The 15,795-nt window shown below is 62.7% G+C and carries 12 protein-coding genes (1 of these 12 only partly in view); 9 read left to right on the top strand and 3 right to left on the bottom strand.

What is annotated here, in order from left to right; genetic code table 11:
• Positions 1–62 precede the first annotated feature (62 nt).
• Together M728_RS12615 and M728_RS12610 are read left to right on the top strand one after the other, a co-directional pair.
• Complete coding sequence (locus M728_RS12615) at positions 63–920, top strand: carbon-nitrogen hydrolase family protein (protein WP_026622666.1); 858 nt, start codon at positions 63–65, stop codon at positions 918–920.
• The gene (locus tag M728_RS12610; RefSeq protein WP_026622667.1) at positions 917–1,345 is read left to right on the top strand and encodes a DUF1178 family protein; all 429 of its coding nucleotides are present in this window, start codon (positions 917–919) and stop codon (positions 1,343–1,345) included. The genes M728_RS12615 and M728_RS12610 overlap by 4 nt, the downstream gene beginning before the upstream one ends.
• A gap of 24 nt (positions 1,346–1,369) precedes the next feature.
• Here M728_RS12610 and ubiG read toward each other — a convergent pair whose 3' ends face one another.
• On the bottom strand, positions 1,370–2,116 hold the full coding sequence (gene ubiG, locus M728_RS12605; RefSeq protein ID WP_026622668.1) for a bifunctional 2-polyprenyl-6-hydroxyphenol methylase/3-demethylubiquinol 3-O-methyltransferase UbiG: 747 nt from the start codon (positions 2,114–2,116) through the stop codon (positions 1,370–1,372).
• 122 nt (positions 2,117–2,238) lie between these two features.
• Positions 2,239–2,784 (bottom strand): dihydrofolate reductase family protein, encoded by a 546-nt coding sequence (locus M728_RS12600; RefSeq protein ID WP_026622669.1) that lies wholly within the window; start codon positions 2,782–2,784, stop codon positions 2,239–2,241.
• 202 nt (positions 2,785–2,986) lie between these two features.
• Between M728_RS12600 and M728_RS12595 the strand changes: the two genes are divergently transcribed.
• The 7 genes from M728_RS12595 to clpB all read left to right on the top strand — a co-directional run bounded on the left by M728_RS12595 (position 2,987) and on the right by clpB (position 13,844).
• Positions 2,987–4,003 (top strand): methyltransferase, encoded by a 1,017-nt coding sequence (locus tag M728_RS12595; RefSeq protein ID WP_026622670.1) that lies wholly within the window; start codon positions 2,987–2,989, stop codon positions 4,001–4,003.
• 191 nt (positions 4,004–4,194) lie between these two features.
• Positions 4,195–5,469 (top strand): aspartate kinase, encoded by a 1,275-nt coding sequence (locus tag M728_RS12590; protein WP_026622671.1) that lies wholly within the window; start codon positions 4,195–4,197, stop codon positions 5,467–5,469.
• A 94-nt stretch (positions 5,470–5,563) separates the two neighbouring features.
• Complete coding sequence (ptsP, locus tag M728_RS12585; RefSeq protein WP_026622672.1) at positions 5,564–7,831, top strand: phosphoenolpyruvate--protein phosphotransferase; 2,268 nt, start codon at positions 5,564–5,566, stop codon at positions 7,829–7,831.
• Positions 7,832–7,901: 70 nt separating this feature from the next.
• Positions 7,902–8,984, top strand: a complete 1,083-nt coding sequence (prfA, locus tag M728_RS12580) for a peptide chain release factor 1 (RefSeq protein WP_026622673.1) — start codon at positions 7,902–7,904, stop codon at positions 8,982–8,984.
• Positions 8,985–8,990: 6 nt separating this feature from the next.
• Entirely contained in the window at positions 8,991–9,872 is an 882-nt protein-coding gene (gene prmC / locus M728_RS12575) for a peptide chain release factor N(5)-glutamine methyltransferase (protein WP_026622674.1), read from the top strand.
• Between the two features lie 332 nt (positions 9,873–10,204).
• Complete coding sequence (locus tag M728_RS12570) at positions 10,205–10,840, top strand: DUF4167 domain-containing protein (RefSeq protein ID WP_026622675.1); 636 nt, start codon at positions 10,205–10,207, stop codon at positions 10,838–10,840.
• 397 nt (positions 10,841–11,237) lie between these two features.
• The gene (clpB, locus tag M728_RS12565; RefSeq protein ID WP_026622676.1) at positions 11,238–13,844 is read left to right on the top strand and encodes an ATP-dependent chaperone ClpB; all 2,607 of its coding nucleotides are present in this window, start codon (positions 11,238–11,240) and stop codon (positions 13,842–13,844) included.
• Positions 13,845–14,124: 280 nt separating this feature from the next.
• Here clpB and M728_RS12560 read toward each other — a convergent pair whose 3' ends face one another.
• Positions 14,125–15,795, bottom strand: the 3' portion of a protein-coding gene (locus M728_RS12560) for a M23 family metallopeptidase (protein ID WP_026622677.1). 273 nt of this gene lie beyond the right edge of the window; only the last 1,671 of its 1,944 coding nucleotides appear in the window; its start codon lies off the right edge, out of view; it ends in the stop codon at positions 14,125–14,127.

Genomic DNA, 15,795 nt, shown 5'->3' with positions numbered 1-15,795 from the left:
AGTTGATTTGTAGGATTTTCGGATCGCCTGATCCAAAGCTTCTGCTCGGGAGAAAGAGAGCGATGACATTCAAGGCTGCAGCCATCCAGATGTGCTCCGGCGTCGATCCGGCAAGGAATGCGGAAAGAATGGCGACGCTGGTGCGCGAGGCTGCGTCGCAGGGGGCAACCTATATCCAGACGCCGGAGATGACCGGCGCGATCCAGCGCGATCGGGCGGGGCTGCGCATGGTGTTGAAAGACGAGGCGAACGATCTCATCGTCAAGGAGGCCGCGCGTCTTGCCGGCGAACTCGGCATCTATCTTCACGTGGGCTCGACGCCGATCGCCCGTCCCGACGGCAAGATCGCCAATCGCGGCTTGCTGTTCGGACCCGACGGCGCCAAGATCTGCGATTATGACAAGATCCATATGTTCGACGTGGATCTGGAGAATGGCGAAAGCTGGCGCGAGAGCGCCGCCTATCACCCGGGCGCCACCGCCCGTGTCGTTGGTCTTCCTTTCGGCAAGCTCGGCTTTTCCATTTGCTATGATGTCCGTTTCCCCGAGCTTTACCGTCAGCAGGCGGTCGCCGGGGCCGAGATCATGTCGGTGCCCGCAGCGTTCACGCGCCAGACGGGCGAGGCGCATTGGGAGATCCTGCTGCGCGCCCGCGCCATCGAAAACGGCCTGTTCGTCATCGCCGCCGCCCAAGGAGGCAAGCACGAGGACGGCAGGGAGACTTTCGGCCACTCGATGATCATCGATCCCTGGGGCAGGGTGCTGGCCGAGGCCGGCCCCGCCGGCGAAGAGGTTATCCTGGCCGAAATCGACGTGGCCGTGACGCATGGTGCGCGGGCGCGGATTCCCAATCTCAGGAACGCGCGGAATTTTGTGCTGGATGAAGTGGTCCCGGAGGGGAAAGGAGGCGTGGCGGCTTGATCCACTACAATCTTTCCTGTGACAATGGTCACGGTTTCGAAGGCTGGTTCTCGTCGAGCGACGACTTCGACCGCCAGGCCGAAGGCCAGCTCATCACCTGTCCCACCTGCGGTTCAGCCTCCGTCAGCAAGCAATTGATGGCACCCGCCGTCGCGACCGCGCGAAAGAAGGAAGCGCGTCAGGCACTGGTGATGGACAAGGCGCAGAAGGAGACGATCGCCAAACTCCGGGAAATCGTAAATTCGATCCGTGCAAACGCCGAAGACGTCGGCGAGCGCTTTCCGGAAGAGGCGCGTAAGATCCATTATGGCGAGGCCGACCAGCGCGGCCTGATCGGCAAGGCGACCGCCGACGAGGCGATCGCGTTGCTCGAAGAGGGCATCGAGATCGCACCGCTGCCGGTGCTGCCGGACGACACGAACTGAATCGGGCTTTTCGCTTGCTCCGCCTCAGACCGGTCGCTTGGCGACGATCATGTAGTTGACGTCCATGTCCCTCGACAGGTTCCATTGATTGGCGAGGGGATTGAAGAAGACGCCGGTGCGATCGGTGATCTGCATGCCGCTCGCCTCAAGCGGCTTTTCCAGTTCTTCCGGCCGAACCAGCTTGTCATATTGGTGCGTGCCGCGCGGCAGCCAGCGCAGCACGTTCTCGGCGGCGAAGATGGCGAGTGCCGCGGCCTTCAGCGTGCGGTTGATGGTGGCGACGAACATCAGCCCGCCGGGCCTGACCATATGCGCACAGGTCGTCATGAAGAAGTCGACATCGGCGACGTGCTCGACGACCTCCATGTTGAGAACGACGTCGAAGCTTTCGCCGGCTTCGGCGAGCGCCTCGGCCGTCACCGCGCGATAGTCGACGGCAACGCCGCTTCCCGCCGCATGCGCCTTGGCGATGCCGATGTTCTTTTCCGAAGCGTCGGCCCCCACAACCTCGGCTCCCATCCGGGTCATCGGTTCGGACAGAAGCCCGCCACCGCAGCCTATGTCGAGAAGACGCAGGCCCTTGAGCGGTTGCGGGCCCTTAGGGTCGCGTCCGAGATGCTCCGAAACCTTGTCGCGGATATAGGCAAGCCGCACCGGATTGAACTTGTGCAGCGGGCGGAACTTGCCGGTCGGGTCCCACCATTCGGCAGCCATGGCCGAAAAGCGGTCCACTTCGCCCTGGTCGATCGTCGTGCGTGCCGTCTCGCTCATCAGAGCCTCCTCGGGTTCTCGGGTCCGGGCGGAACCTGGCCGTTGATCGACCGATCGCCGTCCTTTCTCTCGTGGAGTCGGCCGATCGACGGGCGATGTCAAGGGGCGGGCGCCCGAAGCCCTCAATCCGCGACAGGCTGGTAGTGCAGGATGACCACGCCGGATTTGAGCGGCCGGACATGCGTGAGTTCCAGCTTCGTCCGCTCAGGGATATTCTGAAAGAGCGGCGTCCCCTTGCCGAGCAGCACCGGATTGATACCGAGGCGGTATTCGTCGACCAGTCCCCTGGCGGTCAGCGCCGCGGCGAAGTCGGCGCTGCCGAAGACGAAGATCGTGCCGCCTTCGAGCCGCTTCAGCCGCTCGACCTCCGCGACCGGATCGCCCGTAACGAGCGTCGTGTTGTTCCAGTCGGCGGTCGCGAGCGTCCTCGAGAAGACGTATTTCTCGATACCGTACATGAAAGTCGCGATCTCGCCCTCGGCCGCGGGCCAGTAGGCCGCCATCATCTCATAGGTCACGCGCCCGAAGAGCAGCGTACCGGCGTCGCGTTGCGTCTCGCCGATATAGGCCGCCAGCTCGTCCTCGAAGACGAACCAACTGATGTCGTGGCCGGGCGCTTCGAAGAAACCGTCGACGCTGACCATGTCCCACATGATGATCTTGGGCATTGTCTTCCTCCCGCTGGGCAGCCGCTGCCGTGCTTATGGCATGAGATTGCCATGACTGGTTTCAAGTTGCAAGCGGTTTTGTTTCTAAACCACCTGTCGGATCTGTGGCACGGGAGGCGGAGGCGTTTCGCCGCCGTGGCTTTTCCTGCCGGGTTGCCTTATCCTCCCCCGTTGCCGGCATTCCAGGAGGGGCGCGACAGAGATGCCAGGTGGCGATGACGACGACCGGCTGGAACTCGACCTTCTCATTCGCGGCTTTCAGGTGTCGCGGATCATTCGTCTCGTTGCCGATCTCGAGATCGGCGACCGGATAGATCCCGAGAGGCCGGCGAATATTGCAGGGCTTGCAGATGCGTGTGGCGTCCTTGCCGAACCGCTATTGCGTGCCCTGCGTGCGCTTGCGGCCTTCGGGATATTTCGGGTCGACGCGGAAGGAAGGGTTAGCCATACGCCTCGCTCGCTGCTCTTGCGCACCGACGCGCCAGACAGCCTTCACCACAGTGCGCGCTTCTGGACCACGAGGGGTTCGTGGCGTGCATGGGAGTTTCTGGAAGCAGCCCTCCACGGCAAGGTGCCGCATGAAGAGGCCTGGGGAACGGATCGCTTCGGCTATCTCAGCGACAATCCGGCGGAAGGCCGCCTGTTCGATGCCTTCATGGCCAACTTTCCCGACGACCGGCACAACGCTCTCGCTGCCGCCTATGACTTCTCCAATGTGGGCCTCATCGTGGATGTCGGTGGCGGCAATGGCGAATCTCTGCGCCGCATCATCGCGCGACATGCCGGCGTGCGTGGTATCGTCTTCGATCGCCCCGATGTTATCGCAGCCATTCCTTCCGAGATGCTCGCGGGCGGCCGAATAACCACGCAGGCCGGCAGTTTCTTCGACGGCCTTCCGCCGGGAGCGGACCGCTACATGCTGATCCGGGTCCTGCACGACTGGCCGGACGAGGACGCGCGCCGAATTCTTCAGTCCTGTCGCGCCGCAATGTCGGATGACAGCCGCCTGCTGATCGTCGAGGCTCTGATGGAGCCGGATCCGTCGGTCGGGTCAAGAACGGAATATCTGATCGACATGCAGATGATGGCCATGTTCGGCCGGGCGCGTGAACGGACGCAGGGCGAATACGGCGGATTGCTTGCCGAGACAGGCTTCGACCTGGTGAAGGTCAGCCCGACCGCATCATCGGTCTCCATTCTGGAGGCGGCACCGCGTTGACAAGTCATGGACCCCTTCCCATTGCACGCTGCCCCCTGATCCGCTAAGAGACGCCGCGACTTTCCGCTCTCGCGGAAGCGGTGACTGGCCGATGTCCGAGAAGTCTCTCCAAGCTTTTTGATCGTCAGGCGCCGATGGGGAGCGCTGTTCACGCGTACGCGCGGAAAACATGTTGGTACGGTAGAGGCGAAATGGCACGCATCGTGATGAAATTCGGCGGAACCTCCGTCGCAGATTTGAACCGCATCCACAATGTCGCGCGCCATGTGAAACGCGAAGTCGATGCCGGCCACGAGGTTGCCGTTGTCGTCTCCGCCATGTCCGGCAAGACCAACGAGCTGGTCGGCTGGGTCGAGAACATGCCGAAGGTCGCAGGCTCGAATGCGCCTTTCTACGACGCGCGCGAATATGACGCCGTCGTCGCCTCCGGCGAACAGGTGACCTCCGGCTTGCTCGCGATCGCGCTGCAGTCGATGGGCATCAACGCACGCTCGTGGCAGGGCTGGCAGCTTCCGGTCAAGACCGACAACGCCCATGGAGCGGCCCGCATCCTCGATATCGACGGCGCCGATATCATCCGCCGCATGGGCGAGGGCCAGGTAGCCGTCGTCGCCGGCTTCCAGGGTCTCGGCCCGGACAATCGCGTGGCGACGCTCGGCCGCGGCGGTTCGGATACGTCGGCGGTCGCGATCGCCGCCGCCGTCAAGGCCGACCGCTGCGACATCTACACGGACGTCGATGGCGTCTACACGACCGACCCACGCATCGAGCCGAAGGCGCGGCGGCTGAAGAAGATCGCCTTCGAGGAAATGCTGGAAATGGCCTCCCTCGGCGCGAAGGTGCTGCAGGTGCGCTCGGTCGAGCTCGCCATGGTGCACAAGGTGCGTACCTTCGTGCGCTCGTCTTTCGAGGATCCCGATGCGCCGGGCATGGGTGACCTTCTGAACCCGCCCGGAACGCTGATTTGTGATGAGGATGAGATCGTGGAACAGGAAGTCGTAACCGGCATTGCCTATGCCAAGGATGAAGCCCAGATCTCGCTGCGCCGCCTGGCCGACCGGCCCGGCGTTTCCGCCGCGATCTTCGGGCCGCTCGCCGAGGCTCATATCAACGTCGACATGATCGTGCAGAACATTTCGGAGGACGGCTCCAAGACCGACATGACCTTCACCGTGCCGTCCGGCGACGTCAACAAGGCGCTGAGGGTGCTTTCGGAAAACAAGGAGAAGATCGGCTACGATGTCGCCCAGTCGGAATCCGGCCTCGTCAAGGTCTCGGTCATCGGCATCGGCATGCGCAGCCATGCGGGCGTTGCCGCTTCCGCTTTCCGGGCGCTCGCCGAGAAGGGCATCAACATCAAGGCGATCACCACCTCCGAGATCAAGATTTCCATCCTGATCGACGGACCATATGCCGAATTGGCGGTTCGCACTTTGCATTCCGCTTACGGTCTGGATAAGAGTTAAACAGCAGGCGTTCGATTTGGGATTCGCGGCTGGTCACGGCCGCGATATCCTGTCACATGCCGTGGTTTATTCTTGATTGTGGAGACCCTACGCGATGAGAGACCTTTCCGCGGGTCCGCGCGTTCTCCTCAAGCGGTTGCGCGAGCTCATGGCGGAACCGCTCGAGCCGCAGGAGCGCCTTGACCGGATCGTGCGCCAGATCGCGCAGAACATGGTCGCGGAAGTGTGCTCCGTCTATGTGCTGCGCTCCGACGGCGTGCTCGAACTCTACGCCACCGAAGGTCTAAACAAGACCGCCGTGCACCTGGCGCAATTGAAGATGGGGCAGGGCCTCGTCGGCACGATCGCCGCTTCGGCGCGGCCGCTCAATCTCTCCGATGCGCAGTCGCATCCGGCCTTCACTTACCTGCCGGAAACGGGCGAAGAGATATACCACTCGTTCCTCGGCGTGCCGATTCTCCGCACCGGCCGCGCGCTCGGCGTGCTCGTCGTGCAGAACAAGGCGATGCGCAACTATCGTGAGGACGAGGTCGAGGCTCTCGAGACGACCGCGATGGTGCTCGCCGAAATGGTGGCGACGGGCGAGCTCAAGAAGATCACAAAGCCCGGCTTGGAACTCGATCTCTCGCGGCCCGTGACCATAGAGGGCAACAGTTACGGCGAGGGCATCGGGCTCGGCTACGTCGTGCTGCACGAGCCGAGAATCGTCGTCACCAATCTGCTCAACGAGGATACCGACCAGGAGCTGCAGCGGCTTGCTGAGGCGCTCGGGTCGCTCCGCATCTCGATCGACGACATGCTGTCACGCCGTGACGTGTCGATGGAGGGCGAGCACCGCGCCGTGCTCGAAACCTATCGCATGTTCGCCCATGACCGCGGCTGGGTGAGAAAGCTTGAGGAAGCAATTCGCAACGGCCTCACGGCCGAAGCGGCGGTGGAGCGGGTGCAGAGCGAGACCAAGGCGCGGATGATGCGCCTCACGGACCCTTACCTGCGCGAGCGCATGCACGATTTCGATGATCTCGCCAACCGGCTCTTGCGCCAGCTTTCCGGCTATGGCGCCAAACTGTCGGCGGCCGATTTCCCGAACGACGCGATCATCGTCGCGCGCGCCATGGGTGCCGCCGAACTGCTCGATTACCCGCGCGAGAACGTGCGCGGCCTGGTCCTTGAGGAGGGAGCGGTCACCAGTCACGTGGTGATCGTCGCCCGCGCGATGGGCATTCCGGTGGTCGGGCAGGCGGCAGGGGCCGTGGCGCTTGCCGAAAACCGTGACGCCATCATCGTCGACGGTGACGATGCGAAGGTCCATCTGCGGCCGTTGACCGACCTGCAGCGCGCCTACGAGGAAAAGGTTCGTTTCCGTGCCCGCCGCCAGGCACAGTTCCGTGCACTGAAGGACGTCGAGCCGCTGACGAAGGACGGCAAGCGCATTACATTGCAGATGAATGCCGGTCTGCTCGTCGATCTGCCGCATTTGAACGAGGCAGGAGCGGAGGGCATCGGCCTCTTCCGCACCGAACTGCAATTCATGATCGCCTCCACCATGCCCAAGGCGGAGGAACAGGAAGACTTCTATCGCAATGTCATGAAGCAGACGGGAGGCAAGCCGGTGACCTTCCGCACGCTCGATATCGGCGGAGACAAGGTCGTACCCTACTTCCGTGCCGCCGAGGAGGAGAACCCAGCGCTCGGCTGGCGCGCCCTTCGGCTGTCGCTCGACCGGCCCGGTTTGCTGCGAACCCAGTTCAGGGCAATGCTCAGAGCGACGGCCGGGGCCGAACTCAAGCTGATGCTGCCGATGGTGACGGAGGTGGCGGAGCTTAGAGCCGCGCGCGAACTCCTGCAGAAGGAAATCGAGCGCCAATCGAAGATAGGCGAGCAATTGCCGCGCAAGCTGCAATTCGGAGCGATGCTGGAAGTGCCGGCTCTGCTCTGGCAGCTCGACGAACTGATGGCGGAAGTGGATTTCGTCTCGGTCGGCTCGAACGATCTCTTCCAATTCGCCATGGCGGTCGACCGCGGCAATGCCCGCGTCTCCGATCGTTTCGATACGCTCGGGCGGCCGTTCCTGCGCCTTCTCCGCGACATCGTGCGCGCCGGCGAACGCAATAACACGCCGGTGACGCTCTGCGGCGAAATGGCGAGCAAGCCGCTTTCGGCCATGGCACTGCTCGGGCTCGGCTTCCGGTCGGTTTCGATGTCGCCGACGGCCGTCGGCCCGGTCAAGGCCATGCTCTTGGCGCTCGACGCCGGCAAGCTGGCCGAGGTGCTCGATGCTGCGCTCGACGACGTCAAGGCCGAGACGTCGGTCCGGCAGCTCCTGGTCGATTTCGCGGCCGCAAACGGCATACCGGTATAGGCTGAATCAGAGCGCTGGTGTCTTCGTCCGGACAGCATCCGGACGGGGCCAAACGCATTTGGAGTAAAACTTGGCAAAGCTTCCCGTTGAAAAGATGCGCGAACTGGAAAGGCGGTTCGGCGAGATCGAAGCTCGCATGTCCGCCGGCCCCTCTGCCGACGTCTATGTGAAACTCGCGTCGGAATATTCCGAGCTGCAGCCGGTGGTGACGAAGATCCGCGCCTACCAACAGGCCGAGCGGGAGCTTGCCGATATCGAGACGATGCTTTCCGACCGCGCGACGGACAAGGAGATGCGCGACCTCGCGGAGATGGAAAAGCCCGAGGTCGAGGAGCGGATAGAAGCGCTCGAGCAGGAGATCCAGATCCTGCTCCTGCCGAAGGATGCGGCCGACGAAAAGAGCGCCATACTCGAAATCCGTGCCGGCACCGGCGGTTCGGAAGCCGCACTCTTTGCCGGTGACCTCTTCCGCATGTACGAACGCTATGCCTCCACCAAGGGCTGGCGCGTCGAAGTGCTTTCGGCGAGCGAAGGCGAGGCCGGAGGCTACAAGGAAATCATCGCGACCGTTTCCGGGCGCGGCGTGTTTTCGCGGCTGAAGTTCGAGTCCGGCGTCCACCGGGTGCAGCGTGTTCCGGAAACGGAGGCGAGCGGCCGCATCCACACGTCGGCGGCCACTGTCGCCGTCCTGCCGGAAGCCGAAGAGATCGATGTCGAGGTCCGGCCCGAGGACATCCGCATCGACACCATGCGCTCCTCCGGCGCCGGCGGTCAGCACGTCAACACGACGGATTCGGCCGTGCGCATCACCCATATCCCGACCGGCATCGTCGTCACCAGCTCGGAGAAGTCGCAGCATCAGAACCGTGCCAAGGCGATGCAGGTGCTGCGCTCGCGGCTTTACGACATGGAGCGCCAGCGCGCCGACAGCGAGCGTTCGGCGGACCGCAAGAGCCAGGTGGGATCCGGCGACCGCTCGGAGCGCATTCGCACCTATAACTTCCCGCAGGGGCGCATAACCGACCATCGCATCAATCTTACCCTCTACAAGCTCGACCGCATGATGGAGGGGGAAATCGACGAGGTGGTGGATGCGCTGCTGGCCGACCATCAGGCGAGCCAGCTCGCCCTCCTCGGCGAAAGGCAGAACTGAAGGACGATGGCCGAGACACTCGACAGCCTTCTGGCCGAAAGCCGCGACAAGCTGAAGGCCGCCGGCATCGAAGCGGCAGCGCTCGATGCCCGGCATCTGGTTTCCGGCCTGCTCGGCCTTTCGCGCGCCGCATTGGTGACGCGGGGAGGGGAGCCCGTCGGTGAGGCGGATGCGGCGCGGATACGGGCCGCCATCGAACGTCGCGCGGCCCATGAGCCCGTCCATCGAATCCTCGGCGAGCGCGAGTTTTTCGGTCTGAACCTGAAGCTCTCGAAGGACACGCTGGAACCTCGGCCCGATACCGAAACGCTGGTCGACTGCCTGATACCCCATGTGCGGCGCATCGCCGCAAGAAAGGGAAGCTGCCGGATCCTCGATCTCGGGACAGGAACCGGGGCAATCTGTCTCGCTCTTCTCAACGCGGTACTTGACGCACGGGGTCTCGGTACCGATATATCGAACAACGCCTTGCAGACGGCACGAGAAAACGCTCACAGGAATGGCTTGGCAGAACGCTTCGAAACGTTGCGCAGCAACTGGTTCGAGGCTGTGGAAGGGCGGTTCGACGTCATCGTCTCAAATCCGCCGTATATACGGTCCAGTGTCATTGCAGAGCTTGATCCGGAGGTGAAATACCACGATCCGGTTGCCGCACTTGACGGCGGAGACGAAGGGCTGGATGCCTATCGTGCCATTGCTCTTCACGCCAGTCGCCATCTTGAAACGGACGGCCTACTTGGCTTGGAAATCGGTTTCGACCAAAAGCAGGCGGTGACTGCGCTTTTCGAAGCGCAAGGATTTCGCTTGCTCAGCGGTGTGAAGGATCTTGGCGGTAACGACCGGGTCCTCGTGTTCGAGCAGGACGTTGAACGCAGCAATGACCGTTGAAAAAATGCTGCACTAGCGCCTCTCTTTTCTGGAAGTGCAAAGAAAGGGCTTGGAATCCCAAAGGAAGCGGGCTAGTTTCACCCCGCGCACTGGGCAGAAGGTCATGGACCAAAGATTCGTTCCAGTATGACCTGGCCACGGGGATTGCTCTCAAGAAAGAGTTGCTAGGGTTCGACAGTGCCTTGTGCGGGTACCTGTTAATTTGACGTCAGCCGGCGCCGAGATCGCGAACGAGCGGTCTGCCGTGGCGCGTGTTTACTCGGGCGCGGAGAGTCGTGCCGAGAGCGGAATCACATGATCATCATTATCAAGAAAATTCGGGTGAATGGACTATGAGGCCTGGACAGCAAAACAAGCGCGGCCGTGGGCGGAATAACAACAACGGAAATGGAAACAACCGCAAGGGATCTAATCCCTTGACGCGGACTTACGATAGCTCCGGCCCCGACGTTAAGATTCGCGGCACCGCCCAGCACATCGCTGAGAAATACGCAGCGCTTGCCCGCGACGCCCAGAGCTCCGGCGACCGCGTCATGGCGGAAAACTACCTGCAGCATGCCGAGCACTACAACCGCATCATCGCGGCAGCGCAGGCGCAGATGCAGGATCGTTTCCAGCGGGAAGAGCGCCAGGACTACCAGGATCGCGACGTTGTCGACCGCGACCAGGACGATCTGGATCAGGTCTACGTCGATGAAGCACCGGGCGTCGCAGCCGCGGCACCCGTCAGCGAACCCCAGCCGATCATCGACGGTTCCGGCCCCCAGCCGGTGATCGAGGGCACGCCAGCCGAGGTCGCAATGGAAGAGGAAACGCCGGCAGTTTCGTCCGGTCGCGGGAACTCCCGCCGCCGTAGCGCAAACCGGCCCCGCCGCCAGCCGCGCCACGGCGCGCAGGAGGAGGCGGCCGGCGAACAGCCGGCGACCGACGCCGGCGGCACCACACCGGTGCTTGCCGCCTCCGAATAACGCTTCGGCACTTCATCCTCGCGCCAATGTAAAAGAAGGCCCAGCCGTCGCCGGCTGGGCCTTTTGTTTTCCGTACCACCCGCGACCAGGCCGATTTTTCCTGGCCTCATTTCGCCGCGATGCTTGCAGCGCCGCGCGTCTGGTCAGACGCGCAAAGGTCGCCGTAGCCCTTTTGTATTGCCGCATGTTTTTATCCTTGAATCGGATACGATTTAAGGAAACATGCAGTTACGACGCCCTTTAATTTCGCAGAGCGCCGTCCCATATTCGCCCTGAACACCTGATCCCGCGCAAGGCGAGGACGAGAGATAATGACAGGCTTGCCGAATGCGGGAGCCGATCCTGAAACACCGGCCAGTGCCACGATGATGGGCTCGCCGGTTTATGGAGGTAAAGAATGAATATCGAAAAATATTCCGAGCGCGTTCGCGGCTTCCTTCAATCGGCACAGACCTATGCCTTGGCAGAGGGCCACCAGCAGTTCACGCCGGAACACGTCCTCAAGATATTGCTCGACGACGACCAGGGCATGGCCGCTTCGCTCATCGAGCGCGCCGGGGGCGACGCGCGTGAGGCGCGCGCCGGCACGGCTGCGGCGCTGGCAAAGCTCCCGAAGGTCACTGGCGGCAGCGGGTCCGTCTATCTCTCCCAGCCGCTCGCCAAGGTTTTCACGACTGCCGAGGAGGCGGCCAAGAAGGCCGGCGACAGTTTCGTGACTGTCGAACGCCTGCTTCTGGCGCTGGCGATCGAAAGCTCTGCCGCAACCGCTTCGATCCTTTCCAAGGCCGGTGTGACGCCGACCAAGCTCAACCAGGTCATCAACGAGATCCGCAAGGGCCGGACCGCCGACAGCGCGAACGCGGAGCAGGGCTTCGATTCGCTCAAGAAATACGCACGCGATCTCACCGCTGAAGCGCGGGAGGGCAAACTCGATCCGGTGATCGGCCGCGACGAGGAAATCCGCCGCACCATCCAGGTGCTGTCCCGCCGAACGAAGAACAATCCGGTGCTGATCGGCGAGCCGGGCGTCGGCAAGACGGCGATCGCCGAAGGCCTGGCGCTGAGGATTGTCAATGGTGACGTGCCGGAGAGCCTGAAGGACAAGCGACTGATGGCGCTCGACATGGGAGCGCTGATTGCCGGGGCGAAATATCGCGGCGAGTTCGAAGAGCGGCTGAAGGCCGTACTCAACGAGGTTCGCTCGGAAGAAGGCGAGATCATCCTGTTCATCGACGAGATGCACACGCTGGTCGGCGCCGGCAAGGCGGACGGGGCGATGGATGCCTCGAACCTCCTGAAGCCCGCGCTTGCCCGCGGCGAGCTGCATTGCGTCGGCGCGACGACGCTCGACGAGTACCGCAAGCATGTCGAGAAGGATGCCGCGCTTGCCCGCCGGTTCCAGCCCGTATTCATCGAAGAGCCGACGGTCGAGGATACGATCTCGATCCTCAGGGGTTTGAAGGAAAAATACGAGCAGCACCACAAGGTGCGGATCTCGGATTCCGCGCTGGTTGCGGCTGCGACGCTTTCCAACCGTTACATCACCGACCGCTTCCTGCCGGACAAGGCGATCGACCTCATGGACGAGTCGGCTTCGCGTCTGAGGATGCAGGTCGACTCGAAGCCCGAGGAGCTCGACGAACTCGACCGTCGCGTGATCCAACTCAAGATCGAGCGCGAAGCGCTGAAGAAGGAGACCGATGCGTCCTCCAAGGATCGCCTCGCGAAGCTGGAACTCGACCTTTCGGCGCTCGAGGAGCAGGCCGCTGCTCTGACGGCGCGCTGGCAGGCGGAAAAGCAGAAGCTCGGGCGGGCCGCCGATCTCAAGAAAGAGCTCGACGAAGCACGCAACGAGCTTCAGATCGTCCAGCGCAAGGGTGAATTCCAGCGGGCAGGGGAGCTTGCCTATGGCGTGATCCCGAAGCTCGAGAAGGAGCTTGCCGCGGCGGAAAGCCAGGACGGCGCGAACGCAAACCCGATGGTGCAGGAGGTTGTGACGCCGGACAACATCGCCCATGTCGTTTCGCGCTGGACCGGTATCCCGGTCGACAAGATGCTGGAAGGCGAGCGTGAAAAGCTGCTCCGGATGGAAGACGAACTGGCGAAATGGGTGGTCGGCCAGGGCGATGCTGTGCAGGCGGTCTCACGGGCCGTTCGCCGCGCGCGCGCCGGACTGCAGGATCCGAACCGGCCGATCGGGTCGTTCATCTTCCTCGGCCCCACCGGGGTCGGCAAGACGGAGCTTACCAAGGCGCTTGCCCGCTTCCTGTTCGATGACGAGACCGCGTTGATGCGGATCGACATGTCGGAATATATGGAGAAGCACTCGGTCGCCCGGCTGATCGGCGCGCCTCCCGGCTACGTCGGCTATGAAGAAGGCGGGGCGCTGACCGAATCCGTTCGCCGCCGGCCTTACCAGGTCGTGCTGTTCGACGAGATCGAGAAAGCGCATCCGGATGTCTTCAACGTGCTTCTGCAGGTGCTCGACGATGGGCGCTTGACCGATGGTCAAGGGCGTACCGTCGACTTCAAGAACACGATGATCATCATGACCTCGAATCTTGGTGCGGAATACCTGGCCGCACTTGGTGAGGACGAGGACAGCGACGCGGTTCGCGATCAGGTCATGGAAGTGGTGAGAGCCGCTTTCCGTCCGGAATTCCTGAACCGTGTCGACGAGATTATCCTGTTCCACCGGCTGCACCGGGCACAGATGGGCGCGATCGTCGACATTCAGCTCGAAAGGCTGCGCAAGCTCCTTGCCGAGCGCAAGATCACGCTCGAACTCGAGGACGAAGCGCGGACCTTCCTCGCGGAAAGAGGCTACGATCCGGCTTACGGTGCCCGGCCGTTGAAGCGCGCGATCCAGAAGTATGTCCAGGATCCGCTCGCGGAGAAAATGCTGCAGGGCGAGTTCCCGGACGGCTCGGGGATCAAGGTGCTGGCCGGGTCCGACCGGTTGAACTTCAAACGCGGTGCGCCCGCCGCGCAGGAAGCCGCCTAATGCATGTCGCCCAAAAGTGCGCCGCGGCTTTGGGACAACGACATGCACAAAACACGGGACCTACAGCGCCGTGCGTCTTTGCAGACGCACAAAGGACGCTGTAGCACTTTGAACTGCTGCATGTTTTTGTCCTTAAATCGGGTACGATTTAAGGACACATGCAGTAAAGCGCGTCGCATGAATTCGATTGAACGCGCCGCGCTTTAGGCGGCCTCACCACCGAAGAGAGAAGGCCGCCCATGGGCGGCCTTCTTGCGTTCGTATCAAACCGGTTTCGCGGTTATTGACTCGCGACCTCGCTGGCATCGTCCCTGCCGAGGAGTTCGTCGATGCGCTCGCGCTCTTCCTCGAACTTTGCCAGCGCCTCGCCGGAAAGCGACTTTCCTCCTGGCAAGCGGATGCGGAGCGGGTCGACCTTGTTGCCGTTGACGATCAATTCGTAATGGAGGTGCGGACCGGTCGAAAGGCCGGTCGTTCCGACCCAGCCGATCACCTGACCCTGCACGACCTTGGCGCCGGGCTTCACGCTCTTGGCGATCGCACTTTGGTGGTTGTAGGACGAGACATAGCCGTTGGCATGGCGGATCAGCGTCTGGTTGCCATAGCCTCCGGAATCCCAACCCGCCTTCTCCACGACGCCGTTGCCCGCTGCAATGATCGGGGTGCCGCGAGGGGCGGACCAGTCGACGCCCGTGTGCATGCGCGAGAAACCGAGGATCGGGTGACGGCGCATGCCGAAGCCGGAACGGAAATGACCGTTCGGAACCGGGTTGCGCAGCAGGAACTGGCGGATGCTCTTGCCGTCCTTGTCGAAATAGTCGATCGAATTGTCGTCCGGATCCTGGAAGCGGTAGAAGCGCGTTTCCGCATCGCCGAATTTGGCGTTGACGTAGAGAAGCTCCGACTCCTCTGTTGCCTGCCCGCTTTCATCGGTGACGGAGAAAAAGGCTTCGAGCGAATCCGTCGGCTTGAGCTGGGCCTGGAAATCGACATTGCTCGCGAGCAGCTTGACGATGAGCGCGACCATGTCGGCGTTCATGCCGTAGGAGAGGGCGGCGCGATAGATTCCGTCATAGACGCGGGGCAGGTCGTGACCGCTGGTGACCACCGGCGTGCCGGTGTCGTCGAAGGCGGTCGCGACCGCGTCGAGCTTCGGCGGTTCGGCGCCGGGAACGAAGCGACCGCTGTCGTCCACCGCCATGGTGAGCACGTGCCGGTTGCGCGAGTAGATCGTGGCGCGGACGATTCGCGCCTCCTCGCCCTTCTGAATGATGCCGATGCGCAGCACGTCGCCGGCGGAAAGCTCCTTGGCCCCGAGTGCTTCTTCGAGATAACCGGCCGCATCCGCGGCCTGAGCCTTGGCGTAACCGGCACTGATCATCACCGTCGCAATCGGCGTCGCCCGGCGTACCGGAATAACGTCGTCGGCATATTCGGTGCTCTGCTTGGTGATGTTCTCATAGGTGGAGACGCTCATGTTCTCCTCGACGATGCGGGCAGAAAGCCCCTGCATCAGGTCGAGGTTGCCGGCGTCCGAGGCAAAGCGCTGCGGGTCGACATAGAAGAGCGATGCGACCTGCGTATTGCCCTCCGTCAGCACCGATCCGTTGGTGCGGACGTTCTCCTCGACCTCATCGAGCGACATCGACGGTCCGAAGGCAAGGCCGGCGCCATTCACTGGAAAATCCACGGTTTTCAGTGCCACCTCGGACTCGACGTCCGAGCCGTAGATCGTTCCGGTCTTGGCGGCGGGTGCTTCCGCGTCCGCCTCGTCCGTGGAAAAGATCGCCAGCGGGTCGAAGTCCGGATAGCTTTCGGAAGTCTGGTGGTTGGCGGCCAGCGCCATCTTGACGTGAACGAAGGGCTGGCGGCGGACCACCTCCTTCTCGCCGTCATGGATCATGGTGGAGACTTCCATGACCGTCTTGTCGGCCGGCTTGGCGACGATATT

It is taken from the genome of Ensifer sp. WSM1721, from assembly GCF_000513895.2.
In the GTDB taxonomy this organism is placed as follows: Bacteria; Pseudomonadota; Alphaproteobacteria; order Rhizobiales; family Rhizobiaceae; genus Sinorhizobium.
The sequence above is the reverse complement of the archived record's forward strand: the minus strand, read 5'-3'. Positions and strand labels throughout refer to the sequence as shown.

Bases quoted from the DNA above. Each gene is read 5' to 3' on its own strand.
- M728_RS12615 (WP_026622666.1), top strand. From the start codon at position 63: ATGACATTCAAGGCTGCAGCCATCCAGATGTGCTCCGGCGTCGATCCG.
- ubiG (WP_026622668.1), bottom strand. From the start codon at position 2,116: ATGAGCGAGACGGCACGCACGACGATCGACCAGGGCGAAGTGGACCGC.
- M728_RS12600 (WP_026622669.1), bottom strand. From the start codon at position 2,784: ATGCCCAAGATCATCATGTGGGACATGGTCAGCGTCGACGGTTTCTTC.
- M728_RS12595 (WP_026622670.1), top strand. From the start codon at position 2,987: ATGCCAGGTGGCGATGACGACGACCGGCTGGAACTCGACCTTCTCATT.
- M728_RS12590 (WP_026622671.1), top strand. From the start codon at position 4,195: ATGGCACGCATCGTGATGAAATTCGGCGGAACCTCCGTCGCAGATTTG.
- ptsP (WP_026622672.1), top strand. From the start codon at position 5,564: ATGAGAGACCTTTCCGCGGGTCCGCGCGTTCTCCTCAAGCGGTTGCGC.
- prmC (WP_026622674.1), top strand. From the start codon at position 8,991: ATGGCCGAGACACTCGACAGCCTTCTGGCCGAAAGCCGCGACAAGCTG.
- M728_RS12570 (WP_026622675.1), top strand. From the start codon at position 10,205: ATGAGGCCTGGACAGCAAAACAAGCGCGGCCGTGGGCGGAATAACAAC.
- clpB (WP_026622676.1), top strand. From the start codon at position 11,238: ATGAATATCGAAAAATATTCCGAGCGCGTTCGCGGCTTCCTTCAATCG.